A 26827-nucleotide genomic window follows, 5' to 3' on the forward strand; every position below is an offset into this window, starting at 1 on the left:
ATGGTTTTTTCTGCGTAAAGAAAAGGGTCCGAAGAAGTAATGGAATGGCGCGTGGGTATGATAGAATAGAATCAGCATCTTATGGGTATTAACACACGAAAGATCAATATAAATGATGATCCGTGAGAAGAGGTGAACGCTGTATGCAGGGGACGATTCTGGTCGTGGATGATGAGCAGCCTATCGCTGATATTTTGAAATTCAATTTGGAAAAAGAGGGCTACCAGGTGATTTGCGCGTTTGATGGAATCAGCGCGGTGGATATTGCGGTCAAGCAGCAGCCTGACCTGATTTTGCTGGACCTGATGCTGCCGGGCATGGACGGGATGGATGTATGCCGCGAGGTGCGCGGGCATCAGCTCCAGACGCCGATTATTATGCTGACCGCCAAAGACGGCGAGATTGATAAGGTGCTGGGGCTGGAACTGGGTGCGGACGATTATGTGACGAAGCCATTCAGTACACGGGAATTGCTGGCACGGGTAAAGGCACAGATGCGCAGACAGCAGCGCGGCGGGGCAAGTACGCCGGAGAGTCGTCCGCAGGAGGACAAGCAAGGGCTGCGCGTGGGTGACCTCTTTTTTGATACAGATATGTATACAGCTTACAAAAACGGGACGCCGCTTGATCTGACACACCGAGAGTATGAGCTGTTGCACTACATGGCGAAGAATACCGGAAAAGTCATGACCCGCGAGCATTTGCTGCAGGCGGTGTGGGGGTTCGAATACTACGGGGATGTACGGACGGTGGATGTGACGATTCGGAGACTGCGCGAGAAGATCGAGGAAAATCCGAGCAAACCGGAGACCATCCTGACACGCCGTGGACTCGGATATATTGTTAGCGGGAGCAAAGGTGGCCTGCGGGCATGAGATGGCTGTCTTTCTTTCGTACCATTCATGCCAAGCTGATTATTATTTATGTGCTGCTTATTTTGGTGGCGATGCAGCTGATCGGAGTCTATTTTGTCAGCTCCATGAAGAACTCTCTGACGAGTAATTTTACACAGGATTTGCAGGCACGGGCGGAAATGCTGTCCGTGCTGGCAGAGCAGGATTTGAGCAGCAGTGACGGTAAAATGGAAGAAGACAGCGTTGAAAGCTTGCGCGCACGGGTGAACAATCTGTTCGATTTCAGCGGTGCAGAAATTCAGGTGCTGGATGCCAGCGGCAAGGTATTGATTACCTCTCAAGGCTCACACGCCGATTATGTCGGGCGTAAAAACACGCAGACCGTCGTCAGTCGCGCACTCCAAGGGATTCGCGATAACGAGGAGTACATGGTGGACGAGGATAATGTCCGTAAAAAGGTCGTCGCCAAACCTGTCATCAGCCAGGGCAAAATCGTCGGCGCGGTGTACATCGCCGCTTCGATGACCGAGCTGTACGATACGATGAAACGCATTAACAATGTGTTTCTGTCCGCTATGCTGATTGCGCTGGCGCTGACGGCTGTGCTGGGCGTGGTGCTGGCGCATACCATTACACACCCGATCAAGGTGATGACACGCCATGCGACAGAGGTTGCAGAGGGCAAGTTTGACCAGCAGATGCCGGTGTTTGGTGAAGATGAGATCGGTAGGCTCAGCGTGGCCTTTAACTATATGACAGGTCGCTTGCGTGAGGCGCTGTCCCAAAATGAAGAGGAGAAGGAGAAGCTTTCCTCTATCCTGACCAATATGAGCGACGGTGTGGTCGCTACAGATGATCATGGCCGGGTCATTCTGGTGAACCGTCGGGCCAGCGCCATGCTGGGCGTGAACGAGAATGAAATGACCGGTAGACATATCGCGGTACTGCTAGGGATCGACCCGGAGGAAACCGAGGCCCTGTATAGCGGCTCTTCGGCTTCCACGCTGCTGCAGCTGGAGCCTGCAGGACAGGATGAGCCCATCGTGATCCGCGTGACGTTCACGCCGATTCATCGGCGGGAATTTGGCATTACGGGAACGATTGCCGTGCTCCAGGACGTGACGGAGCAGGAGGAGATGGAGACGACACGACGGGAATTCGTGGCGAATGTATCCCATGAGCTGCGCACCCCGTTGACGACGATCCGCAGCTATGCCGAAGCGCTGGATGACGGCGCGATGAGTGAGCCGCAGCTTGCGGAGCGCTTTGTGGGTGTAATTCGCAACGAGACGGAGCGTATGATCCGGCTGGTTACGGATTTGCTGCATCTGTCGCGGCTTGATTCCAATGAAGCGCCTTTGCGGATGCAGCCTGCGGATGTGATGGAGATGCTGGACGAAGTGGCGGATCGGTTTTCTTTTCAAATGAAGCAAAAGCACATTCGCTCAGGAATGTTCGTAGAGCAGGGGATCGGCAAGGTCGTAATTGACCGGGATCAAATTGATCAGGTGTTGGACAATCTGATGTCCAATGCGTTGAAATATACGCCGGAGGGTGGGAGTATTCGGATTGAAGCTCGCCGCAACAGTGAAGGGATGCTGTCCATTTCGGTACAGGATACCGGAATTGGTATACCGAAAAAGGACCTGGACCGGATTTTTGAACGGTTTTATCGTGTAGACAAGGCGAGATCGCGCAATATGGGGGGGACAGGATTAGGGCTGTCGATTGCCCGGGAAATTGTAAAGGCTCATGGAGGCCAGATTTTTCTGGAATCAGAATATGGTCAAGGGACCTGCACGACCTTTACGCTCCCCATGTCGGGTGAAGGGAGGGAAGCACAGTGAAGGAACGTTTGAAGTCAGGGGCGCTTGTTTTTCTGGTGGCTTCCAGCCTGATACAGACTTATTTTTTGATCTACCGCCTTCCAGGCAGTGATTCTGTACTCACTTCAGAAACAAACTATGTGAAGACCGAAAGCATGGGGCAGGAGAAAAAGATTGAAAACCTCGTGTTTCCCGATAAAATGCTCATTCACCAAGGGGGCAAAAAGCATACCGTTTTTTATCCAGGTGTTGCTTTTTACGACTTGATTTATACACGGCTGGAAAGCCGGAGCTTTAACAATTTCCAACGTCGGAGTATCCAGTCGGCGGACTGGGCGCGGATTCGCAGCGAAAATGAGGGGATTGAATTGTCGTTTTCGGGCGGCGTCCCCGTTTCATTACTGGAGCGCGTCATGCGTCTGACGCCGGATTCAGTATTTCAGGGAGAGACGATTAACCGCATCTGGATCTATATCGATGAAAAGAATGCCAAGCCGCATGCGCTCTTTTTCAGTGCCAGAGGCGATGTTGTGTATGAGGCGAACCAGTTCGACATGACGGTGGAGGATATAAGACAGCATGTGAATTTTGGCAAAAATGCCCCGTTGTACGAGCTGGTGGATAATCAGTACTACATTCCCGTTAACGATCTGGAGACGGTACAGCCTGTGGTGTATGCCGGGTTGTTTACGACAGAGCAGATGCAGCGGAATTTGTTTTTCGATCCGGGGATTACGCGCAATATTCAGGAGAAGGACGGCTCCCAAATTTATACTGACAGCAAGCGGAGTCTGCAAATCAAGCAGGATCAGCGATGGATGAGCTATACCGATCCCGGCGCCCCCGGGGCGAGCGGAAGCAGCCCGATCAGGGATGTATTGGCCGCAGTTGATTTTGTAAATCAACATGGTGGCTGGGATGCTTCTTATCAGCTGAAAGTGAGAAGCAGCGATGAAAATCGTACGAGTGTGCTGTTTCAGCAGTATTACGGGGCTTATCCGGTGCTGGATACACCGTCATTCCGCTTTGGTACAATTTCGCTGCAAGTCCAGCAGGAAACGGCATCTGTCTATGATCGTTCGCTGCTGTACCTCAAGGGTGGGGAGCAATCCTCGAAGAAGGTCATGCTTCCGGGCGGCAACACCTTGAAGAAGCAATTGGAGACGGTAGGCAAAGGAAAAACCATTAGGGATCTAACTCCTGTATATCAGCCGGAGCTGACCAATGATGGGTTGAAGCTTGTTCCCGAATGGCGCGTTATGCTGGGCGACGGTTCTATCGCAGAGATTCATGCTGTTCCGGTAACGACAGCATCGACAGCATCGAATTCACCACAAACGCAGCTATCTCAGGAGACAAAAAGGTGACAGGAAGGGGGAACGGGAATGGATTGGAGTCGCGCCAAAAACGTACTGATCTGTACATTTTTACTGCTCAATGCGGTGCTGGGTTACCAGTTGTGGCATGATGCGCAGGAAACGGCAGGCCCGAATTTGGATTTTACTTCATTGGATGAAAATACGCAGCGTTTAATGGAAGAAAAGAGCATTCAGGTGCTGGCTCCGATTCCCGGGGACACCCCGCAGTTGCCCAAGCTTTCCTACACGTATGTTCATAATGGGGAAAAGGATGATCGCGTGCAACTGGTGAAGCCGGTAGACAGCAAGCTTGTATTCACCCACGATGCGCTGGTTGAGGCATTGGAGCCGCAAATCAAGGATATCGACAACTACCAGTATGATCCACTGGATATTCAGGAGGAGCCGGTATCTGGACAGACGGACGCTTTTGTGCTGCATCCGTTGGTACAGGACAAGTGGCCGCTGTTTAATGTGAAGCTGGCTCTGTTTTACAGCAATCAGAAGATTACAGGATATCGTAAAATTCAGGTGATTCTCCAGCCCTCAGACGAAGCGAAGAAAATGCTGCCTGCGTCCAAGGCCTTGGCACGCTTGATCGATAGCTATTTGCCGCGTGACTCGATTGTGAAGGATATTCGACTCGGCTATTATGGACAGACCTTTAACTCGGATAGTCAGGTGGCCGCCCCCGTGTGGCGGTTTATGCTGGATAACGGAAAAGGTGTTTATTATGTACAGATGAACGGAGATGTCATTAGTCCAAAGACAGAACATACAGAAGGGTCTTGAACAGATATGGGGATTTCATTTTCCGTGCTGTCGAGCGGTTCGACCGGCAACGCTACCGTTGTGCGGAACGAAGACACGACATTACTCATCGACGCAGGTCTCAGCGCGAAGCGTATTGATGAATTGCTGAAGGAACGCGATCTGAGCGGAGAAGAGTTGGATGGTATTTTGGTCACGCATGAGCATTCCGATCATGTTAAAGGACTAGGCGCCATGGCGCGTAAATATAATTTACCTGTGTATGCCAATGAGAAGACGTGGTTTGCCATCAGCAATGCTGTCGGGCAAATTGCGGACGAGAACCGCAGAATATTGGACACAGGCGCGACGCGGGAATTTGAATCATTGCGCGTGGAGTCTTTTGGTATATCTCATGATGCAGCCGAGCCTGTAGGATATAGCTTTTACGATGGGGCTGAGAAGCTCAGTGTAGCGACTGATCTCGGCTATGTCAGCGACAAAGTGAAGCAGGCGATATCAGACGCAGACGTATTAGTGCTGGAGGCTAATCATGATGTGGAGATGCTGCGGATGGGGCGTTACCCGTGGAACATCAAACGTCGTATTCTCAGCGATATCGGTCACTTATCCAATGAGATGGCGGGCGCGATTCTTAGCGAGCTGCTGACAGGACGGACGAAGCGAACGTATTTGGCACATTTGAGCCGTGACCACAACATGATGGAGCTTGCAAAGCTGACCGTACGCGGAGCAATGGAGGACCGCGGTTGCTTTTACAAGGACAGTGAGTTCCGGTTGTGCGATACGTATTATGATCGTCCTACACCTTGGGATAAGGTAAGTGAGCCATAAAGCTGTCCAGCTCGGCGGCTTTGTGTTCTACCTCTTCACGGGTTACAACGCCTTTATCCACCAGTAGTTCAATCAATGTACTTAGCGCCAGTGTGTTGCGGTAATGCTCGTCCTTTAAATCCGCAAGCTTGGCAGCCATACGAACTTCATCCATAGCTGAACGATGTGAATTCATCATATATTCCTCCTGAAAAATATTTTGGAAATGGCGTGTGATAAGCTTGGTTCTGCCTGTGGTTTTGCTGGGTGCTGTGATACAATGAAGCTAACAACAGATAGCTTTCTGAAGGAAGGCTCTCATGCAAAAGTATAGGCTGCTTTAAGCGGACGGGAACAGGCCAGAACGTCTCTATGAGACGATCATTTTGTAATAGAATAGAAGACTTGTTACTATTGTAGTCCATTGGTTTGGAAATCATTCCTCCTTTTTCCTCTATTCGGCGTCAGATTCGGCGTGTATGCTATTTTATGAGATCCGGTTGCTTGGGAAGTCGCCATTTGTGGTGATAGATAAGTAAGCTGGAACGATTGGTTGCTGAATCCCGATGATGGGGGATGTTCAATCCACTTGAGATGATCAACGGAGCAGGTTCTCTGTAGCATAGATTGGCGCAAGCCCGAATAGCCCTAATTTTTTAGTGAGTGTCGGTGCATGACAACGAAGGGGAGAGGATTAGTATGGGCTTGTTTGGAGACGATTTTTATTCAACAAAGGTATCTACACGTGCGGCTAAGAAAACGACATTCAAGGCACGCCGTGGAGGAAGGGGACGTTGGCCACACCGGAACCGCGGAGTGAGTCCGATGCAAGCTGCTGTCATTAGCGGGGTCGTCAGTGCAGTGGTTGCTGTGCTGCTGTTCAGCTTTATTACAGGTTTGCCTTCCACTACAGCGGTAACCGGAGCAAGCCATTATTCCTTGCGGCAAGCTGCAGGTGATCCATATGACCGGATTGTGCAGGCCGCAGCCAAGGTGCGCCCGGCTGTCGTCAGCATCGTGAACCTGAAAGAGGGGAACGGTAACAGCACGGAGCAGTCGGCGCTTGGATCGGGTGTTATTTTCCGGGTGAGCTCCGGCAAAGCCTTCATTATGACGAACAACCATGTCATCGAAGGCTCGGACGATCTGGATATTGTAACCGTGGACGGTGTCAGAAAAGAGGCAAAGCTGATCGGAAAGGATCGCATTAGTGATATTGCCGTGTTGGCGGTTGATGATAAAGGCATTAGCACGGTAGCTGATATCGGCGACTCCAGCAAGCTTCGTCTGGGCGAGACCGTGATTGCTATTGGCAATCCGCTCGGCTTGGGTGACACGCTTACCTCTGGCATTGTGAGCTATACGAATCGGATCATTCCCATTTCCATTAATCAGGATGGCGTATATGACTGGGAGCAGCACGTAATCCAGACTGATGCAGCGATTAATGAGGGAAATAGCGGCGGTGCGCTGGTTGATCTGGACGGACGTGTGATTGGTATCAATACGATGAAAATCGCCGATACCGGGGTTGAAGGACTTGGGTTCGCCATTCCCGCCAATGAGGTGATGAAGACGGTGAATGAGCTGGTTGAGGATGGCAAGATCACCCGCCCTTATCTGGGGGTCTATACGGTTGACCTCAATAATGAGTACGCACCGCTGGATGAAACACAGCGCAAGGAACTCAAGCTACCCGATAGCGTGAAGGACGGTGCAGTGGTTCTGGAAGCCCACGGCCCTGCCAAAGAGGCAGGCTTGAAGCTGAACGATGTCATCACCGCTTTTGATGGCGAGCCGATCAACTCCACGCTTGATCTGCGCCGCTACTTGTATGATACCAAGAAGATTGGCGATGAGCTGGAAGTTACCTTTTACCGGGCAGGCAAGGAAGAAACGGTGATGTTAAAATTAACGGATAAGCCGGAAGGCTAGGATTTAGCTTACAGGCATAACTATAAAAAAAGGCGTTCTCCGGCTTAGTATCCGGGGAACGCCTTTTCAGTTTATCGGTTGTATTGTTTTAGCTTAAGATACCTTTCCCGTCACACGGGTTCCGCTCTTGGTGATCTTGTATGTCACCACATCGCCGCTCCAGAAATGGAATTTCAGTGTGACTTCACCATCCTTCACGCTGTTAAAGAATTCAGGCAGCAGCTTGATGCCATTGGCATCATAGGCAGGAGTAAAGGTATTGCCAAACTCCTTATAGGATGTCCAGTCCTGCGGACCGGCATTGCCGCCATTGGTATAAACAGCTTCCATTGTGGCAAGCTGGCTGCCACGGAAGTCCGTTGGAATGGTAAAGGCTTGCGTAGTCCCCTCGGTAGCGCTTAATTTTGGTGTATCATACACGACTACTTTAAAATTCCAGTCTGCACCCTTGTTAAATTTGGCGTTGATGACTGCATTTTCGCCATATTTGCCAGAAGTGATCAGGCTGGTAAGCAAGCTGGCCTTGAAAGTTAATGTGTCACCGCTCAGTGTGTAGTCGGTGCCTTTCTTCAGTTGTTTGTTGTTGACACTGAGGGAGCTCAGTTGGTTGCCATTCAGGTTTAAGGTGACCTTGGCATCCTGAACGGCAGTGCCTTTCTTCAAGTGAATGAGATCACTGGCAGCATTGGAGGAACGTCCTTTCAAACCGGCCTTGATGACATTAAAGAGTTCAGGATCGGACCACTTGTATGCTGTACGGTTGAAATGTTGGCCGTTATCCCAGAGTATGCCTGTTATTTTTTTCTCTTTCAAGTAATAGGTTAAGAACTCAAAGAACTTCAGCTTTTCGCCTTGTTCAATAACGCCTGTATTTTTATCGAAGCCGAGTAGACCGAATTCACCTACAATAACCGGAATACCTTTGGCTACAAAGGTGTTATAGACGTTATCAAAGGTTTGAGTAATATCGTCTTTGGTCTCTTTATCAAAAGTGGTATGACCCGCGATATTTACACTGAAAGGCCAATATCCATAATAATGGACGGTGGCAATCAGGTTGCGATCGTTCAGCTTAGTCATCGTGTTGTACAGCTCATTGATCTTGTTTTGGGCAGGTGAAGTATCCAAGCCCGGCAGAACAAGTGGGCGAGTGGCATTGTTGCCACCGGAGGCGCGGACAATTTTGTGGAAGGACACATTCAGTTCCTGGAGCATCTGGTTCGCTTTCGCTTCATCGCTTGTTCCGCCTTCGGTGAAACGGGGCTCGTTAATGCTTTCGAACATCAGCTTGTCCGGTTTATCTTTAAAGTGTTTGGCAATTTGTGTCCATATTGCGTTATAGCGAGCCAGCACTTCATCGTGCTTGGGCTCCATACTGCTTACCCACATCCATGAATCATGATGAACATTGATCATGACGTACAGATTGGCATCCAGTGCCCAGCGAACAACCTCATCCACACGGTTCATGTAGGCGGGCTCAACGGTATAATTGGGTGCTGCTCCAATATGCTTGTCCCAGGTGACAGGAATACGAATGCTTTTGTATCCTTGGGCAGCAATTTGCTGGATCAACGCCTGGGTAATGCGCGGATTGCCCCATGATGTCTCATCTGCTCCGGTAGCATCCAGAGAATTTCCTAAATTCCATCCCGGCTGCATGGCTTCCACATACGATTGCATATTTCTTGTGGCGGCAGCTGGCCGTGCTCGTTCGTCAGATTCCGCAGCGGCGGCAATGGACGCGAACATAGATAATACTAGAGTAATGGCAAGAGTCAACGACAGCAATGAAACGGGTTTTCGGTTTAACATAATAGTCTCCTTTACAATTTTATTGAAAGCGCTTTCTGGTGATATGTTACCATACTATTCCATTATATAATACATATATAATTAATGGAAGAATCATGTTATAATTAGATATTTTATTATTGTAAGCGTTATCATTGCAAAAAGGTAGGAATGAGTGTACAATCTATGGCCCTACGCGGAGATTAGAGTAGCGTGGATTGCCAAGACAGGAGAAAGAAGGAGATGAATATGAATAAGTGGGATACCGAAGAGGCCATCCGACGCTGGGATATGCATGCAGAGAACTTTATCGCCAAGTACACTGAAGAAGGGGATCGCTCTCGCGAAGTACTGCTCAATCCTGCATTGCAACAATGTATGGGAACTCTCACGGACAAAAAAGTGCTGGATGCCGGCTGTGGTGAAGGTTATCTGAGCCGCAAGATGGCCAAGGCGGGTGCGTTGGTGGAGGCTGTCGATTATTCGACAGAGATGCTGAAGCTTGCAAGAGAGCGGACACCGCCAGCATTGGGCATTACATATCACCACGGCAATCTGGAGAGGCTGGATCTGTTCAGAGATCAGAGCTTTGATCTGATCGTTTCGAATATGGTCATCCAGGACCTGGCCCATTATGAGCAGGCGATTGCTGAAATGCAGCGGTTGTTAGTGCCGGGAGGCCGCTTTATTTTTTCGATTCTGCATCCGTGCTTTCAGACGCCGCAGAGTGGATGGGTGAAAGATGAGGCAGGGAAAAAGCTGTATTGGAAAGTGGATCGATATTTCAGCGAAGGTCCCTTGGAGCAGGCTATCCCCTATGATCAGGAGGAAAAGTTTTTGTATTTTCACCGCACGCTGGGTAGCTACGTACAGACCATTATTGGGACGGGTTTGCTGTTGGAAGGGATGATCGAACCCAAGCCGTCTGCTGAAATGTTGGAGAGATATCCCCATTTCCGGGAAGACCTGAATGTCAGCCATTTTCTTATTTTTAACACCAAACGTCAGGGTTAAAAAGCAGGCCCTTTCCTTTCCGCGTCAAGTATGGTAGAACAAGAGAAGGCGGTCGTGAGACACCTACAACAGGAAGAGCTTCAGACGGAAAGGGATGCAACTGGAATGTACGTAGTATGTAAAGAGCATGTGGAACTGGCAATTGATATGTTCGTCGATGAATACGAGGATGCACCGGATGTCGTCGATCTCAAGGAAACGAAATTTTCGGATTGGGACCCTCCGGTGAAGTGCAAGGAATGTGAGAACAAAGCGGAATTTTTGGTCGTATAAAAAACGAGCACGGGCGTTTCGGACAGAAACGTCCTTTTTGTATACCGGGGATTTTTCCAACATCCTCATACATAGAGCTACTATATTTATTCCCAGCACGTGCTGAGACAGGAGTGAACGATGGATGGACCCTTTGCTGCATTCACTTTTTCGTCCGCTTCAAGTCAATGGGAGTAATCCCTTCACTACCTATATCGAAAAAAAGCCGTCTGCCGCGCTAAGAGCTTACGTAGCTTGTTATTGGGAGTCCGGTCCGGCTGCCAGGGTGGTAGAGGGGAATCTAACAGCTTTGTGTGAAGACGCCGCTTCCTTAAACCTTTCGGAGGAAGAAACCATGGAGCGGGTATTGCCTGATGGCTGTACGGATATTCTGTTAGAATACGACCCGGTGAGTAAGCGTCAGGAAATCTCGTACTGCGGGACGTTTACGCATCCATTCGTGTCTGTCAGACAGGCAGGTACTGAGACACGTATTTTTGCGGTGCGATTTTTTCCGGGCGGGGCACATTATTTTCATGGCATGCCGACTCATTTGTTTACAGGTAGCCATTTTGGCCTCGAAGATATCTGGCCCGAAAGCATCGCCGTCATAGGTGAGCGCATTTTGGAAGTGCAGGATTTCAATGAACGGGTGCGTATAATGGATGAGTATCTCAGCCAGCTTCTGCTGCGCCATAGGACGAATGATTGTGATTTGATGAAAAATCTGCTGCATCGTATTTTTGTGAGCGGTGGAAGCATGGGGATCAAGGAGCTTGCAGAGCGCGAAGCGATCAGTGAGAGACAGCTCAACCGCAAGTTTGGGCAGTGGATCGGGATCAGCCCGAAAAAGTTCAGTGAAGTCGTCCGCTTCCAGAGCGTACTACGTACGATTCAAAACGGCGGTCCTCTGGACTGGACGGAGCTTGCGCTAAAGCATGGATTTTTCGATCAGGCGCATCTAAGCCGCGACTTTCGTAGGTTTTATGGCGATTCTCCGCTTACTGCGGCCAAGGAATTTCGGAGGTTGTCCGATTTTTACAATACACGCGCAGAGCCTTCGATTATACTCAAAACATGAAGAGAATAGCAAAGGAGAGATGAGAACATGAGTGGAACGCTGCAAGTTCGGGATCATCTGCTGAATGAGCTAGAGACTGGAGTACGGACGGGGGAAGCCCTGATCCGCAAAATACGTCCAGAGGATTGGAGCTTTCGGCCACAGGACAATTTCCGCTCGCTGCTGGAGTTAGTACATCACTTTGTGCTTGTTCTTGCTTCCGATCTTGCGATCATGCAAGAAAAGTCCGAGGCAGAAGTGGGAAGCATTGAAAACAGCCTGTCCGGGGTGGAAGATCCCGAGCGCTTGGCTGCGACTTTCAGGGAGAACTTCGAGGCCTATAAGGCTTACATTCTTTCGCTTAGCGAAGACGATTATTTGAACCGCTCGACGAAGGCCTTTTATATGGAGCATGGACATTTACAGGTCCAATGGCAGATCGAGACCGTGACGCATGTGTTCCATCACCGTTCGCAGATCTATAATTATTTGAAGCAGTTGGGGCATGATGTGAGCTTCTTTATGTTGTACGCTTGAGTATGAGATAGCTGTGAAAAATGGAAACGTACAAGCTGGAGCACCTAAGGGGTGCTCTTTTTTTGTTGTATTCAAGGGTTTTTAGTTTTTTAGGGTGGATGACTTACTCGAACGCGCGTGAAACTTCTTTACTAACTCGTCTGAGAATCCCAATTTGCTTTTCATTCAATCCGCTGGTCAACGCAACAAACTCATCTATCGCCTCTTGCCGAATGGTTTCGTCTTTAGTCACATGTTCTTCGGAAAACATCAATTCACTGATAGACACGTTTAAGGCAGTTAGCACTTTCTCCAAGGTATCAATAGAAAAGCTTCTTTCGCCACGCTCTAATGCACCAATATATCTATAGTCCAAGCTTGCAATGTCAGCCAGCTTTTGCTGTGTAAGTCCTTTTGCATTTCGAATAGCCCGGATTCTTGTACCGATTTGCTTGCGTAATTCAGCCATATTACCACCTCATAACAAGCTTATGGAAGATGAAGTGTAAAAGTCAGATAGAAAGAGAATAGTTCAATTAGTTTTTTGTTGTAACTCAATTAAATCAACAATATTTTTTGTTATAGTAGTAAGCATTTCAAGCTCTGTTGTTTCTCTTGAATTTATGAGTAACATAAGTTTATTTATGATTTGTTTTCGATCCGTATTTTCATCGAATTGGAAAAGTTCAAAGGGGGGAACTTGTAACGCTAAAATTATTTTTTCCAACGTCTCCAATGAAATATTTCGATCTCCACGTTCTACTCCACCAATATAACTGTAATGAAGTCCTGCGGCTTCTGCCAGTTGTTCCTGTGTCCATCCTTTAGCCTTTCTTAGCTCCCGTATCCGATTTCCAACGCTTTCTGGTAAACTCATGTAATCACCTCCACTTAAGGTTAGAAGAGGACAGATTATCGTTACAGACCATCTTGTGCAAAATAAAAACATCTAAAACTGTACTTTTAAGTACTTTTTATATTGACCTCCCTTTTTATTTTCTATACAATTGGCTGTAAATGGAAATATGAGGAGAGACTACTCTTGGAAACTTCTATCCTAAAATCACTCAAACCGGATATCATTGTTGAAATGTTGGAGATGGATGTGGCTTTTGAGAATTGGAAAAAGGTGATGGAGACGGCGGATATTTTGTACCAATGTGTACTGCATATCTATGAAGAACGGCAGTATCATAAAGCGATGAAATTATCCATCCCGCATGTGCAATTAGAGCGTCCGTTGGTGTATTATTTTGGTCTCAGTCATCTGATGTGTGGAATGGCTCACCAGAACCAGGGTTCGTATGAGCAGGCAAGGGAGTGCATCTATAAGTATGCTGAGCTGGGTTGGATGGAGGATTTAGAAGAAGAGGGCATGCAGGTTGTCGAGGAATTCAGGTTTTTAGCCAAGACTAACTTATATGCAGTAGATATTTTATCTGGGAACTTGAAGCTTGTAGAGGAGTATGTAGCCTTTTGCAGGATAATCCTGAGGAAATATTACCGGGGCTAAATACCATATTACAGGCAGCACTTATGTATCGTTTGGATGTAGGAGATATTTTACATACATTAGCAGAGCAGATTGATGAATTTGAGAGTTACGAAGACGTAGAGAACGTGTCTTATTATTATAGCTACTGCTATCATTTGGCTTTGTACTATCGGAAGTACGATAGATTACAGGATGCAGTGGGGCTTACTGTGCAGGCGATGCAACTAGCTGATCAGTCGGGTAACGATCGTAATTTCAAGAAATGTACAGCATTGTTCGAATCACTGCGCGAGTCTGCGACAGCTGAACAAATCAGCGAATATCGACAGATGATAATACAGTGTCTTGATGAATACGAAACGGATAGGCATTTCATTGTGAAGAGCGTAAATTAATGATCCGCTATGATCTGAACAGGGAATAGGCTCATAACGGAGAGGAAATAGATAGGTAAGAGGCGCTTCAGGTGCTAAAATAACTATGACACAGGTATGTTTTTAAGTTAGGGATCTTAAATACGATTTTACATTATCATTCGACATAGATAGGGGTATGGAATTTGTTTATTCAACTTATAGGTGTGGGGAAGCTAAAAGAGAAGTATTTGGTCATGGGCATTCAGGAATATGCTAAACGGCTGGGCCCGTACATCAAGTTCCAAGTGATTGAGGTAGCGGACGAAAAGGCTCCTGACACACTGAGCGAGGCGGAGGTTCGGCAGGTCAAGGAGCGGGAGGGAGAGCGCATCCTTGCTCATGTGAAAAGTGAAGCCCATGTCATTGTGCTCGCCATCGACGGCAAACTCTGGAGCTCGGAAGAGCTTGCAGAGGAATTGGACAAGCTCGGCACCTACGGTACAAGCCATGTCGTTTTCGTCATTGGCGGCAGCCACGGCCTCTCCGACGAAGTCCTTCGCCGTGCCCAGCAGAAGCTGAGCTTCGGCAGGATGACCTTGCCGCATCAATTGATGCGGCTGGTGCTGGTGGAGCAGATTTATCGGGCGGTGAAGATTAATCGGGGGGAACCGTATCATAAGTAACGGGAACGCATTTGTTCAATTGATATGAGACTTTATATACTCAGCGGATATTAATTTTGAAAGGGGTATAGTATGGTTAGTTTTATTCAAAAGGCTGATAAAGGAATAATGGCTTTAACACAATTCATTAAGGATTCTCATAGTTTGACCGACTACAAGGAAGCTAATGAGATGAGTGAACTTAACCTTAAGCCAGGAAATCAAATTATTTTTATTGAAAGTGCCAATACTATTTTTGAAACCGTTGTGATGAGGATATTAAGAAATTTGAAAGATGAGGAATATCCATTACTAGGGATTAGGAGTCATTTAAAGCAAGAGCCTTTAATTTTTTCGAAATTTTGTATCTATAATGGAACTATATTAATAGGAAGAATAGATCTTTATATGAGCCGCTTTTTTAAAGAAATAGAAAAAGAGGCGTATGTAGAGATTACCTTTGATAAGAGAAAAAATAAAGCCTCTTCGCTGAAAAGTGAAATCATTGATAATAATACGAGCAAGAAGCTTTTAAAATCCATATCAAAGCATGTTATTGGAAGACATAATGGTAAGATTTTTTCGAAATATAGAACAGATGTTACAGAACAGTATGCTTTTAAAACAAAGGAATTTAGTGAACTAACAGAGATACTAAATGATATAATAGCAACTCTAATAGAGAAGGTTATGGAGCATGTTGGAACTATCGAGGATTTGGATGAGGCTATACTAAACAATTATTTATTAAATTTAAGAGAGAAGCTTACTTAAGTATAAATAAATATCGTAAAGTATTGATCCCTTTCACATACGAAAGGGATTTTTAAATGCAAGTTGTATATACAAAAATGTTTACTAATATGGTTATTAGTTATGGGTAGCAAAAGCTTTATTTTTCCATTTATTACATAGGAATATAAATATACCATAGAATTCGAAATGAAATAATAACTTTTCCCCCTTAATTTGGAGGAATAATCGATAATCTGTCGAATGTTATATTATTGTTTAGGAGTTTTGTACTATTAAGTGAAATTATATAGACGGGGGAAAGACACATGAAAATTTTAACAGAATATATCAAGAATATCCCCGGGGCAATTAATGAAAGGAAGGCAACGACTAAACAATATGGTAATTTTAAGCATATTGACTTCGAAGTTAAAGGAGCTCCTTTACTTAAATGGCCTGGAGGGAAACGAAATCTACTAAAACATATACTTCCTTTAATCCCTGTTAACTTCAAAAAATATTATGAGCCCTTTTTTGGTGGGGGAGCTTTATTTTTTGCTTTACAACCTAAAAACTCTCACCTATCTGATTGCAATTTAGATTTAATTAACTGTTATAAACAAGTAAGAGATCAACCACATGAAGTAATAGAGAAGCTTAAGAAACTCATTAATTCAGAGAGTGCGTATTATGAGGTTAGAAGTAACATTCCTTTAGGAGATATTGATAAGTGTGTAAGAATGATATATTTAACCCAATTATCTTTCAACGGAATATATAGGCAAAACTTAAGAGGGGAATATAATGTTCCTTATGGTCATAAGACGCACATTGAACCATGTGATGAACCTAAAATAATATCTGCGAGCGAAGCATTATCTAATACGAAATTAACTTGTTCTGATTTTGAAGAGGCGGTTTCTGGAGCTGAAGAAGGCGATTTAGTCTATTTTGATCCTCCTTACACAATATCCAATGGGAAAAATGGTTTTATTAAGTATAATTCAAGAGTATTTTCGTGGGAAGATCAAGTTAGGCTTTCTAATTTAGCAATTCAGTTGGCTAATAGAGGATGTAGTGTAGTTATAAGTAATGCAAACCATCCGTCCATACTTGAGTTATACAGAGATTTTACTTGTAAAGTTATTGAGCGTAAATCAATAATTGCAGCCTCAGGTGAATATCGTGGTCAAATAACAGAATGTATTTTCTATAATGAGGTGTAAAAATACATGCTTAGTAATATTGAGAAAATCACTAATTTAAGGACTTTAGCTAGATACAAAATGAGGAGCTACGAAATAAAGACAGTTAAAAAATCTTTAGTGGAAAGTTATTTAAGTGATGGTTGGGAAATAAGTAATAATAATGTAAAGTCTGTGAAATTAAAGAGACAAAAAAAACATGACATCTCGTTTTCTGACAGAGTATGGACTTTGTTATATAAAATGGGTTTTGTTTATTTATCGGGTGAAGGAGGATCAAACCTCATAAATAAAAAAAATGATGAATCTGAGGAAACAAATCTTGATATAGTTGGTATTGATGATGATATTTCAATTGCTGTAAAATGTATTTCTTCTGAGAAGCGTTCTTTCCGGTTCACTTTACAAGATGAAGTATCTACGCTCAAAAATATTCGGGGTCATTTTGCAAATGTTGTGAGAAACGATTTTATTAACTCTCATAAAAGACAGGTTGCGACAATAGTCTTTACCTCTAACAACCTATCTGAGGCTGATCGCGCTTATGCTAACGATGCAAAAATTGTAGTATTTGATGAACAGGATTTAATTTATTATGAAAATCTAACGTCCCATCTTGGAGCTGCGGCTAAATATCAATTTTGCGCTGATATGTTTCCTGGGAAATCGATACCTGGACTTTCTATTAGGGTTCCGGCTGTAAAAACAAAAATGGGTGGGTCAAATTGTTACACGTTTTCAATACCTCCAGAATATCTATTAAAGATAGCTTATATCTCACACCGTTCTAAGGGAAAAGCCTCAGATATAAACGCTTATCAGAGGATGATTAGTAAGTCTCGTTTATCTAAAATAAAGAGTTATATTAATGATAATGGGATTTTCCCTACCAATATTGTGGTTAATTTGGATCAAAAGTTAGCAAAAATTCGGTTTGAGAAAATTAGACAGGAAGTTGACACTGATAGTGGTCTTTTAGGTTGGTTAGATATAGAACCAGCCTATAAATCAGCATGGATAATAGATGGGCAGCATAGATTATTTGCTTATTCTGGTCTTGAAAAGGCGTCTTCTGCCCGATTATCTGTTTTGGCGTTTGAAGGGTTACCAGCAAGCGCTCAAGCTCAACTTTTTGTAGACATAAATGCAAAACAAAAAAGCGTCAAACAGTCTTTGTTACAAGAACTTTATGCAGAATTACATTGGGATTCATCTGATCCTCAGATTAGAGTTAGAGCCATTATTTCAAAGGTTGTACAGGAATTAGGTGAAAATCCTGATTCTCCATTATACAATAGGGTACAGTCTGCTGATTCAAGCAAGGATTCTTTAAGGTGTATTACCTTAGGAAGTATATATAGTGCTTTAGACAAAACCGGTTTTCATATTTTGAGAACTAAAAATGGAAGCCCTGTGGAATATGGACCCTTATGGGCTGGAAATAATGAAGCCACTCTAAAGAGGACTATTTATATTTTAACTAAATGGTTAAGTAGTATTAGAGATAGATCTCAAGAATGGTGGGATAAAGGATCGGCAGAAGGTGGCGGGCTCGCCATGAACGACGGCATAACTACTTGTTTGAATGTCTTAAAAAGTGTATTCCACCATCTAGAATCCAGTGGACATAAACTATTACGCCTAGATAATGATATTTTATATGGGCACTTACAAAATTATGCTGAGTCCTTGGGAGATTATCTGGGGTCCCTAAATGATGTAGAGAGAAAAAGGTTTCGTGACCTTAGAGGAGTGCAGGGCCAAACAACTAGAACTAAACGTTGTCAACATGCCATACATTTACGTATTCCAGAGTTTAATCCTTCGGGATTGGACGAATTTATTAAATTAGAGAAGGCACAAACTAATCAAAAAGCCAAACAGATTGTAGATTGGATAGAAACTAAAATGCAGGAAGTCATTCTCACAGAATTAAAGCAACACTATGGGTTCAATGAATCAGAGTGGTGGCTTCAGGGTGTACCTAAGCAAGTTAGGACTAAGGCATCCGAACGTTTCGAACTTGACGATGGTAAGCGGGGAGGGAAAGAGAACTATTTTGATTTAATGGATTATAAGAAGATCATCCTAGACAATTGGGAATTATTCGAACCTGTTTTTGCTTATAATAAAACAGGAAATAAGGATAAGCGAACATCTTGGTTATCATTCGTAAATGAAAAGAGAAATATAGTATCTCATGTTTCGGCCGCAATTACCTTATCAATTCAAGAGCTTAGTCAGCTTGAGGAGTATCAACATTGGTTATCAAGTAAACTGGGCATAGATTCATATGAAAATTTTAATAGTGAAGAAGAAATTAAAGTGTAAAAAATAATTTTACACCAAAAATAATTTGATAATATTAAGAGCTTCCTTAGGTGTAATGGTCTTCATATGAAGGTTCATGTTTTTCATCTCCTTAGATTGATTGTTTTATCTGATTCCATTATCATTAAATATTTTTATTAAGCCAAGTAACATTTATAGTGTTTAAGTAAATGAATGCCTCCTATAAGCTTGTGTTGAGGTGGTTTCAGTATATGTCAGAGCTTATTAGAAGGCTTGGAGATCGTATTTGCCAGATCAGAAAAGAAAAACAGCTAAGTCAAAAAGAGCTTGGGGAACTGTCGGGTCTGCATCCCAATTACATTGGTCAGGCAGAACGTGGCGAAAAGAATGTGACCATTGAAAGTCTGGAAAAAATCGTAGTTGGCTTGGGTATATCTATGGAGCATTTATTCCGTTACATTGACCCGGTAAATCAGCAGGATGAACTGGGACAGATCAATGAACTGTTATCTTCCCGTTCCGATCAGGATAGGGCTATGGTTTTACACGTTATAAAGAACATATTCAATTGGGAACTGTCCAAATACAACTAGCCTCAATCCTGTCGATTGAGGCTTTGTTGTCGTTTACGGCTCTTAATCCTTCTTCTTGGATTTTAACTCTTTTTTGTGCAGTGTTGCTGCAATGGTCTTCTCAATTCTAAGATGCAGCAATTCCGTCTCCAAGTCCTGCTGTATATTGTGGATGGAACTCAGTATATCCTCGACCGTCTTGGCATCCAACGTTTGGCTCTTCTCGTAAAACAGGTACAATACCATAGCTGATGTTTCGGTGCATGTAAAAATACGCTTAATCAGTTCATCTTCTTCCAGAACAAATTGCTCATTAATCTCCACACTATCGGACATTTCTCTCACCTCCCTGTGGCAAACCGTGATTTCTGCTTTTATTTTTTCGGGAGGAGGAGGGGAAGTAAAGTGAAGGGAAGGGAAGGGAAATAATACCTTTATTCAAACGTAAGTTCTGTGTATACTTAATGAGGTTGAAGAGCGTTTACACATTAATAGAAAGGCAGATAATTAAATGAATATTAGCTTACCTTCTAGATATGAAGATTTGGATGAGGCATATAAAGGAAGACTAATTCCTAATGAGAGTTTACTAACTATGGTTAATCAAGCACAGAAGGCAATGAGAATAAATGGTGGGATTAGATTTTTACCTATTTATGGTGAAAGCGGTGCGGGCAAAACCTCGGCAGCAATGGAAATTAGCACTCATATTCCAAGCGTAAGAACTTTTGCACTTGAACGTGATGAAATAGAAGGTAAGGATACTCTCATAGCACGTATCAGACGAGAACATGATTTATACAAATCTAAGATACTTGTTGCCATAGTAGATCAATATGAAGAAAATGTAGCAGGTAAAGAGAAAATACCTACGCAATTTGTAGAGTATTTAAGTCTTTTGGATAGAGGCGAATTCCGTAGAATTCCAATAATTTTTATTTGGTTAACAACAAATCGGGAATTCCAACAATCCCTTGTTCAAGCTACAAGTAGAAATAAGCGTATTTTGATTAATGGGGAATTTAGCATTCTTGGTCCATCTAAAGATGAGTGGCCAAAAATAATAGAAGAGACATTCTCTTTTCACAATAGCGAGAATTCTTTAGCTGATTTTGGGATTATAGAGAGTGATATCATTAATATCAGTTTTGATTGTACTACTCTTGGTTCTGCAATTGAAAATATTAGTAATAAATTGGGTGAAAATTTAGATGATGTGCAAAATTTTTCTGAATACCAAGTTATTATAATGTGGCCTGTTGCAGATGCACTCAGAAGTCAACGTATTTTACAATTTAGTAAGCCGAGAGAAGGTTATAAGCTTAACTGGGATTGGTGGTATAGGGAATTAAACAGTGAGGAGAAAAATCAACTACCCTTAAGGGAACTTAATAGAACAAGATTGTATTTTGATATAAGGATAGTTCCAATACGTGTTGCAGATCTCCATAAATTATGCGGAGATTTAGAAAATGAGAATGCCAAATATGGAAAGTCATATATTGGTCGTTTTCAAAAGACACATCTTTATCAAGTAGTCTCCAATAGTTGGGATTCTTATGATTATACGCCATTGAAGGAAAGAGAGTCGAAACGGGCTGAAGAGGCAAGGACTTGGTACGCTACAGTTACGGATAAGCCCGTAGCATTAGGAAGAAGAATAGCACGTATATTTAGAGATAGTGGTATAGAAGCCACTCATGAAGTAACTCTAAATTCTTCTTACAGTTCTGTTAGAGCCGATATTTTTATCAAAAGACCAGATATACCCAAAAACAAGGTAATTATAGAACTAAAGGCCTTTGCTTCAGAGAATACAATGCCATCTACTATAAAGGATGCAATTAGAATAACACTAAGAAGACACGCGCAGTTTGCTGGTTTTATTCAAAGACAATAATGACAAGGAACCGCATTAAAATTAGTGTGGTTCCTTTCGTTTCGTTGCCGAAGCAACCGACAAGCTGAACCGTATCATAAGTAGGGCGAAATTAGAGTCAAAATTATCCGCTTGTAATATAGAGTGCCCGCTTGTTTGAATGTATAATAATTTTATTGAAGCGTTGGATTGCATATTTTCAATGAAAATAGTGAGTGTTTTTTTGTTTACACCATTTTTGGATGATTCTAAAGCATTGATTTTAAGAAGATTAAGTGAATTAAAAGACTTATTCGGCGATGAAAGTATAAAGATTTTCGAGCCACTGTATCAACAAGTAGCTGATCCAGAGCAAAAGTCAATGTTTTCTTTGCTTCATTACGAATTAAACACATTAATATCTTTCATGTACTCCAAAAGCAACAGACATTACAATGCTGAACAAAGTCGTAGACTCTTGGAAATTATTGAGACAATTAAAATCATGAAGGCAAATTTTAAAGAAACTTCTTATGGTTTTACAATTGATTCTAATTATGAATCGTTTTTGGAACAGTATGGATTGTCGCATTATATTTCATACATTAGCAGCCAGAGAGCCACAAAGTATGTTATTGCAAGATATGCGGAACTGGATTCGATACTGATTGGGAGTGCTTCATAGATGAAAAATCTGGTTTAGAATTATGTGGTATCCATTCTTTCTTATAACTGTGGCCAACTAAGACAATCAATCCCTAATAATTATGGAATGTCGGCCGATTTGTCTTTCCATTCAATAAGACCAGCAAGGGAAGTCAGGTGCTCGGTATTTTTAGATATGGAAAATTGGAGGAAAATTATAATGAAGAATTTGATAGCCTTTGTAGATGAATCTGGAAATTCAGGAGTTAAAATATTTAATGGAACAGATAAATTCCACTGGGTTGGAGTAATGCTCTCCTCCCATGATGTTGAGCTAGTTAAAGACGAGCTTCACGAGTTGTTGAAGACAGTTGATTTTCAGGAACTCCATGCTGGTGAGCTGGGAGTTGGCCGTATTAATTTAATTGCTAAGGGCTTAATAAAGTTATATAAAGATATAGATGCAAAGTTTATTTTTTCTAGAGTCGAAAGAGAACATGTAGCAACGATGAAGTTTGTTGACTTGTTATTTGACAACGCCAATAATGAGGCTGCTCCTAGAGAGCTTTATAATGTGAAATTCAATCGGCTTTTAGTCACATATGCTATGGCAAAAACAATGACCACGGAGCATCGTAAAAAATTCTGGAATGTCTTGGGGTTGCTAGATAGGGGAGTGAGTGATTTTCAAGAGTTAATGAAGGAGGTACAGCAACATTGCATTGCCAACCCTAAATATATCCCAGATACAGAATTGTTCAGTGAAATATTTGACTATGCTATTACTCATCCAACACAGATTCTGGAACTTGATATATTAGGAAAAGAAAGAGAGCGTATTCGCGAAGAGGGACCAAGGGATGATTCAGATGATGTCTTTACGAATACAGCGAAATATCGCTCTGCTAATTTAGCTTCGTTCAACATAACAATTGGAGCGATGAATCGTTACTTAGCAAGAGAAAATGCTAATATTTGTAGACTTGTTCATGATGAACAAAATGAATTCTACAAGCAGTTGAAGGTTGCTTACGATAATAATACTAAAATAATAGATTCTTCGGAACTTTATTCTGGTCCAATAATAGATGCAGCAAATTATTTTAGCGGAAATATAGAGTTTGTTAATTCTGCTAATAACGTCGGCGTTCAGCTTGTAGACTTAGCTATTTGGTTAGGCAAACGAGTAAATGACATGAAGCAAGACTTGAAAGGGGATTGTCTAGAACTTTACAAATTTATTGCTGAACGTAGCGTACTCGATGGATTCTCACTAGAGCAACTTGAATATACGCTTGCTGAAGAAATCAATAAATAAGTTGAGAGGTAAGAAGTTATCAGAGATAGGCCCCAGTAGATTTTTTTAAAGGGCCCATTTGAATCTTGCACTACAAATGAGAACCTTATCACAGGTAGTGGTAAAGCAAAGAGTCGAGTTGAAAGGTGAAGCTTCGATGCTAAATTTGCAGGTTGGGGCTTAAGAAATACTCGATACGTGTGAAATCGGTCTTCTATGGTCCAGCAAAGCCTTGATGGGCGCTTGTAACACGGGGATGCAGGGGGTGTGCTCCCCGTTTCCCCGCAGGGGGACGGAAGGGGAGAAAACAGTGTGGCTCTCGTCGTTAACAAACTTGGCTCTGAATGATTAACGAAGTGGCTCGTTAACATTAACTCAGTAGTCCACAGACATTAAAATATTCAGGAAACATGCCAAAACATTTGAACTGAATTTTTGGGGAGGATATTCTTGTGAAAATATTAGTTATTGGAAATGGGTTTGATTTGGCTCATGGATTACCAACGAAATACAATGATTTCTTAGAATTTCTTTTATTAATTAAAACAATGTCTAAGTATCATGGCACAACAGTAGATTTTATATCAAAACAATTAAATGAATCATCAGTTGACAATAATATCAAACAATACATTCAAAATTTGATTTTAAGAATAACTGAGGAGTATGGAAGAAACAATGAAAAAGCAGGTTTACGTTTTCAAAACATTAATACTTTAGTAAGCAAATCAGAGGATAAGGTACTTCAAGAATTAATTGCACATTTAGAAGAAAATTTATGGTACGAATATTTTATTAAAACCAAATCTTACATTAATGAAGGATGGATTGATTTTGAATCAGAAATATCTAGGGTAGTAAAAACTCTGGATCAGTATAAAACTAAAGGATTATTTGACCAACAAGACATTGTAGAAAAAGATATTAAACAAATTCTTTTGTCGGTTACCGTTCTAGATGGAAGTTCAAGTAAGTTTAAGGTTGATGAAAAAGAGGTTCAAAAACTTGAAGGAGATTTAAATAAACTAATACGAAGTTTGGAAATATTCCTTGAGGATTGTATTGGGAAAATAAATATTGGGCATATACTTCCAGACATACAAAGCAACAAATTTGATAAAATACTAAGTTTTAATTATACAAATACTTATGAGAAAGTCTATGCGCCTCAACATAATATTCTATATGACTTTATTCATGGAAAAGCTGATATTACACGTAATATTGATACGAATAACATGGTCTTAGGTATTGATGAGTATTTAGATAGTACACAAGCGAGTAAGAATACGTCATTTATTTTTTACAAAAAATATTTTCAAAGAATACATAAGGAAACAGGTTGCGACTATAGAGATTGGATACAGAATATTACAAGTTCAAAATATCAGTCCGAACTATTCATTTTTGGACATTCGCTTGATATAACCGATAAGGATATTCTTCGAGAATTAATTGAAACGAAAGGTTTAATTACTACAATCTTTTACTACAACAAAAAAGTATATGCTTCTCAGATTGCAAATCTAGTAAAAGTATTAGGCGTTGATAATTTAGTTTCACGAGTTCATGGTCAACATAGGAGTATTATTTTTAAACAGCAACAAAATCCAATCCGAGGAACAGAGCTGTAGTAAATTTTAAAATAGGAATTTATGTGCGTCCGAGAGCCAACAACGACATTCAAAATGGAATATATAATACTCTTTGACTGCCTAGCATCATTGGTATACCGAAGTGAACCAACCGCACTAAAAATTGGGAAACATTTCGGTTGGAAAGCGTATGTGAGATGAAGGGATTCATTGCCTCTGAGACCTTAAGTTTTAGAGTTTTTTTGTTCTTTTTAATCAGATAAATGACCATGTCTTAGTTCATAGTGGTTTGAACTATTTTACGATTCAAACTGGGCGTTTGCCGTTACTAGGACAGGTGTCCCTACATAGAAATAAGCTGATGAGGAAGGCTTAAGTCATAAGCAGGGATGGTGTAAAGTAGATGGCACAAAAGTTGATAAAGAAAAGTACACGATTAACTGGAAGGATCGTAATCCCGGGCAATCCGTCATACAATACGGCCAGAATGGAGTTCAATAGGCGCTTTTCCAAATTTCCAAGGGTCATTGTTTTTTGCCAACGAACTCAGGATGTGATCAACGCAGTCAAATGGGCTCGTGAACGGTGCATACGGCTGCGAGTGCGCAGCGGACGGCATAGCTATGAAGGCTTCTCAACTGTAAATGGCGGTATTATTATCGATGTGAGCGAGCTGAATAAGGTTAAGGTTGATCGAAAAAATAGAGTGGCCATTGTACAAACGGGAAATCCACTTGCCCGTGTGTACAAAAAGCTGTGGAATAAGCGTGTGGCAATTCCGGCGGGAACTGCGCCCGACGTAGGCGTAGCTGGGCTTACCCTGGGAGGAGGCATTGGACTTCTTTCCCGCAAATATGGACTTACGTGCGATAACTTGAAACAAGTGAAGATGGTCGTAGCTTCGGGACGGTATGGGGCAAAGACGATTGTGGCAAACAGGAAGAAACATTCCGATCTGTTGTGGGCATCACGAGGCGGAGGGGGAGGGAACTTTGGGGTTGCTACAGAATATACATTTAGGGTTAGACCGATTTCATCGGTATCTATATATAGTATTACGTGGAAATGGAGTGATCTTGAGAAGGTGTTACCGGCTTGGCAGCGCTGGGCCCCGTCTGTCACGAACCGCTTAACCTCAACCATTGAGGTGGCTGCCAAGCAGGTGGGAACCATTGTATCTACCGGGCAATTGCTTGGCGGTGCAGAGGAGCTGCGTCGATTGATTAGACCGCTCTTGCGAGCAGGCACTCCGGTGAAGGTGATGGTGAAGACAGTACCTTTTATTGAAGCAACCAAATTTTTTGCCGAATCAGACCTGAATTTGGAACCAAAGTTTAAAATAACCGGGGCCTACGGGTTCCAACCTTTGCCGCCTGAAGGAGTACGAATTATACGCGACTTTTTATCCAAAGCACCCAACAGGCATTCTAGCGTGTGGAGTCAGAGCTTAGGTGGTGCAGGAAGCGCGGTGAGTCGAGTATCGCCTACTGCAACGGCCTATCCTCACCGGAAGGCTGAGACAATCTACGAACTGTCAGCTCGCTGGAGAAACAACAGGGAGCAGGAGCGGAATATTCAGTGGGTGGAAAGGTTCCGTAGAGCGTTGCGTCCCTTTGTTAAAGGGGATTATGTGAATTTTCCCGATCTGCAGATTAAGAACTGGCCCAAGGCGTATTATGGCGTAAACTTTGGCAGATTGAAGCAGGTGAAACGAAAGTACGATCCTCATAATGTGTTTCGTTTTGCTCAGAGTATTCCAGTGGATAAACAGGTCAAAAAATGACAATACGCACACCAGATCGAATTAAAACAAGGAGCTGACGGCGGCAGCTCCTTTAGCCATTTCGCTGATAGCGACGTTAAGCTGAACCGTATCATAAGTGACGGCGAAATTACTGATATTAGCTGCTTGCCAGGCGGAA

General features: G+C 42.9%; 25 protein-coding genes and 1 pseudogene. 21 read left to right on the forward strand and 5 right to left on the reverse strand.

The features are described 5' to 3' along the window. Window positions 1-143: 143 nt before the first annotated feature. The 5 genes from yycF (at window position 144) to KQI_RS0111200 (ending at window position 5643) form a co-directional block, all read left to right on the forward strand. Window positions 144-875 (forward strand): response regulator YycF, encoded by a 732-nt coding sequence (yycF, locus tag KQI_RS0111180; protein ID WP_007433193.1) that lies wholly within the window; start codon window positions 144-146, stop codon window positions 873-875. A 71-nt stretch (window positions 876-946) separates the two neighbouring features. Next, complete coding sequence (gene walK / locus KQI_RS0111185) at window positions 947-2701, forward strand: cell wall metabolism sensor histidine kinase WalK (RefSeq protein WP_422120970.1); 1755 nt, start codon at window positions 947-949, stop codon at window positions 2699-2701. Then, window positions 2698-4047 (forward strand): YycH family regulatory protein, encoded by a 1350-nt coding sequence (locus KQI_RS0111190; protein ID WP_010346837.1) that lies wholly within the window; start codon window positions 2698-2700, stop codon window positions 4045-4047. The genes walK and KQI_RS0111190 overlap by 4 nt, the downstream gene beginning before the upstream one ends. 18 nt (window positions 4048-4065) lie before the next feature. Next, window positions 4066-4830, forward strand: a complete 765-nt coding sequence (yycI, locus tag KQI_RS0111195; protein WP_010346838.1) for a two-component system regulatory protein YycI — start codon at window positions 4066-4068, stop codon at window positions 4828-4830. Window positions 4831-4836: 6 nt separating this feature from the next. Beyond that, the gene (locus KQI_RS0111200; protein ID WP_010346839.1) at window positions 4837-5643 is read left to right on the forward strand and encodes an MBL fold metallo-hydrolase; all 807 of its coding nucleotides are present in this window, start codon (window positions 4837-4839) and stop codon (window positions 5641-5643) included. On the opposite strand, the gene KQI_RS0111205 is transcribed toward KQI_RS0111200, so the two are convergent. After that, window positions 5612-5818 (reverse strand): hypothetical protein, encoded by a 207-nt coding sequence (locus tag KQI_RS0111205; RefSeq protein ID WP_010346840.1) that lies wholly within the window; start codon window positions 5816-5818, stop codon window positions 5612-5614. The two genes, KQI_RS0111200 and KQI_RS0111205, sit on opposite strands and share 32 nt — an antisense overlap. 503 nt (window positions 5819-6321) lie before the next feature. Between KQI_RS0111205 and KQI_RS0111210 the strand changes: the two genes are divergently transcribed. Further along, entirely contained in the window at window positions 6322-7557 is a 1236-nt protein-coding gene (locus tag KQI_RS0111210) for a S1C family serine protease (protein WP_010346841.1), read from the forward strand. Between the two features lie 93 nt (window positions 7558-7650). On the opposite strand, the gene KQI_RS0111215 is transcribed toward KQI_RS0111210, so the two are convergent. Continuing rightward, a complete protein-coding gene (locus tag KQI_RS0111215; RefSeq protein ID WP_010346842.1) occupies window positions 7651-9372 on the reverse strand; it encodes a cellulase family glycosylhydrolase in 1722 nt (573 codons plus the stop codon). Between the two features lie 228 nt (window positions 9373-9600). Here KQI_RS0111215 and KQI_RS0111220 point away from each other — a divergent pair, with 228 nt between their 5' ends. The 4 genes from KQI_RS0111220 (at window position 9601) to KQI_RS0111235 (ending at window position 12214) form a co-directional block, all read left to right on the forward strand. Next, entirely contained in the window at window positions 9601-10365 is a 765-nt protein-coding gene (locus KQI_RS0111220; RefSeq protein WP_029390115.1) for a class I SAM-dependent methyltransferase, read from the forward strand. Between the two features lie 105 nt (window positions 10366-10470). Beyond that, window positions 10471-10638 carry a CxxH/CxxC protein gene (locus KQI_RS26800; RefSeq protein WP_007433184.1) on the forward strand — a complete coding sequence of 56 codons (168 nt, stop codon included), beginning with the start codon at window positions 10471-10473 and terminating at the stop codon, window positions 10636-10638. A 124-nt stretch (window positions 10639-10762) separates the two neighbouring features. Next, a complete protein-coding gene (locus KQI_RS0111230; RefSeq protein WP_010346844.1) occupies window positions 10763-11698 on the forward strand; it encodes a helix-turn-helix domain-containing protein in 936 nt (311 codons plus the stop codon). Window positions 11699-11725: 27 nt separating this feature from the next. Beyond that, the gene (locus KQI_RS0111235; RefSeq protein ID WP_010346845.1) at window positions 11726-12214 is read left to right on the forward strand and encodes a DinB family protein; all 489 of its coding nucleotides are present in this window, start codon (window positions 11726-11728) and stop codon (window positions 12212-12214) included. 103 nt (window positions 12215-12317) lie between these two features. Here the strand turns inward: KQI_RS0111235 and KQI_RS0111240 are convergent, their stop codons facing one another. After that, a complete protein-coding gene (locus KQI_RS0111240; protein WP_010346846.1) occupies window positions 12318-12662 on the reverse strand; it encodes a helix-turn-helix domain-containing protein in 345 nt (114 codons plus the stop codon). 63 nt (window positions 12663-12725) lie between these two features. Next, a complete protein-coding gene (locus tag KQI_RS0111245) occupies window positions 12726-13070 on the reverse strand; it encodes a helix-turn-helix domain-containing protein (protein WP_010346847.1) in 345 nt (114 codons plus the stop codon). A 165-nt stretch (window positions 13071-13235) separates the two neighbouring features. On the opposite strand from KQI_RS0111245, the pseudogene KQI_RS26805 reads away from it, so the two are divergent. The 6 genes and pseudogenes from KQI_RS26805 to KQI_RS0111275 all read left to right on the forward strand — a co-directional run bounded on the left by KQI_RS26805 (window position 13236) and on the right by KQI_RS0111275 (window position 19531). Next, a pseudogene (locus KQI_RS26805) lies at window positions 13236-14083 on the forward strand (DNA-binding protein). Window positions 14084-14247: 164 nt separating this feature from the next. Then, entirely contained in the window at window positions 14248-14727 is a 480-nt protein-coding gene (gene rlmH, locus KQI_RS0111255; protein ID WP_010346848.1) for a 23S rRNA (pseudouridine(1915)-N(3))-methyltransferase RlmH, read from the forward strand. Window positions 14728-14799: 72 nt separating this feature from the next. Continuing rightward, entirely contained in the window at window positions 14800-15480 is a 681-nt protein-coding gene (locus tag KQI_RS0111260) for a hypothetical protein (protein ID WP_010346849.1), read from the forward strand. A gap of 287 nt (window positions 15481-15767) precedes the next feature. After that, window positions 15768-16667, forward strand: coding sequence for a DNA adenine methylase (locus KQI_RS0111265; RefSeq protein ID WP_010346850.1), 900 nt, complete (start codon window positions 15768-15770; stop codon window positions 16665-16667). Window positions 16668-16673: 6 nt separating this feature from the next. Then, a complete protein-coding gene (locus KQI_RS0111270) occupies window positions 16674-18977 on the forward strand; it encodes a DGQHR domain-containing protein (RefSeq protein WP_010346851.1) in 2304 nt (767 codons plus the stop codon). Window positions 18978-19189: 212 nt separating this feature from the next. Further along, window positions 19190-19531 (forward strand): helix-turn-helix domain-containing protein, encoded by a 342-nt coding sequence (locus tag KQI_RS0111275; RefSeq protein ID WP_010346852.1) that lies wholly within the window; start codon window positions 19190-19192, stop codon window positions 19529-19531. A 42-nt stretch (window positions 19532-19573) separates the two neighbouring features. On the opposite strand, the gene KQI_RS0111280 is transcribed toward KQI_RS0111275, so the two are convergent. Next, on the reverse strand, window positions 19574-19846 hold the full coding sequence (locus KQI_RS0111280) for a hypothetical protein (protein ID WP_010346853.1): 273 nt from the start codon (window positions 19844-19846) through the stop codon (window positions 19574-19576). A 175-nt stretch (window positions 19847-20021) separates the two neighbouring features. On the opposite strand from KQI_RS0111280, the gene KQI_RS0111285 reads away from it, so the two are divergent. From KQI_RS0111285 to KQI_RS0111305, 5 genes are all read left to right on the forward strand, one after another. Further along, entirely contained in the window at window positions 20022-21410 is a 1389-nt protein-coding gene (locus KQI_RS0111285; protein ID WP_010346854.1) for an ATP-binding protein, read from the forward strand. Window positions 21411-21591: 181 nt separating this feature from the next. Then, the gene (locus KQI_RS0111290; RefSeq protein ID WP_138984806.1) at window positions 21592-22053 is read left to right on the forward strand and encodes a hypothetical protein; all 462 of its coding nucleotides are present in this window, start codon (window positions 21592-21594) and stop codon (window positions 22051-22053) included. Window positions 22054-22233: 180 nt separating this feature from the next. Continuing rightward, window positions 22234-23331, forward strand: a complete 1098-nt coding sequence (locus KQI_RS0111295) for a DUF3800 domain-containing protein (protein ID WP_010346856.1) — start codon at window positions 22234-22236, stop codon at window positions 23329-23331. A gap of 431 nt (window positions 23332-23762) precedes the next feature. Continuing rightward, window positions 23763-24944 carry a bacteriophage abortive infection AbiH family protein gene (locus KQI_RS0111300; protein ID WP_010346857.1) on the forward strand — a complete coding sequence of 394 codons (1182 nt, stop codon included), beginning with the start codon at window positions 23763-23765 and terminating at the stop codon, window positions 24942-24944. Window positions 24945-25308: 364 nt separating this feature from the next. After that, window positions 25309-26688: an FAD-binding oxidoreductase gene (locus tag KQI_RS0111305; RefSeq protein WP_010346858.1), complete on the forward strand. Its 1380-nt coding sequence runs from the start codon at window positions 25309-25311 to the stop codon at window positions 26686-26688. Window positions 26689-26827 lie beyond the last annotated feature (139 nt).

The sequence above is a fragment of the Paenibacillus peoriae KCTC 3763 genome, from assembly GCF_000236805.1.
GTDB lineage: Bacteria > Bacillota > Bacilli > Paenibacillales > Paenibacillaceae > Paenibacillus > Paenibacillus peoriae.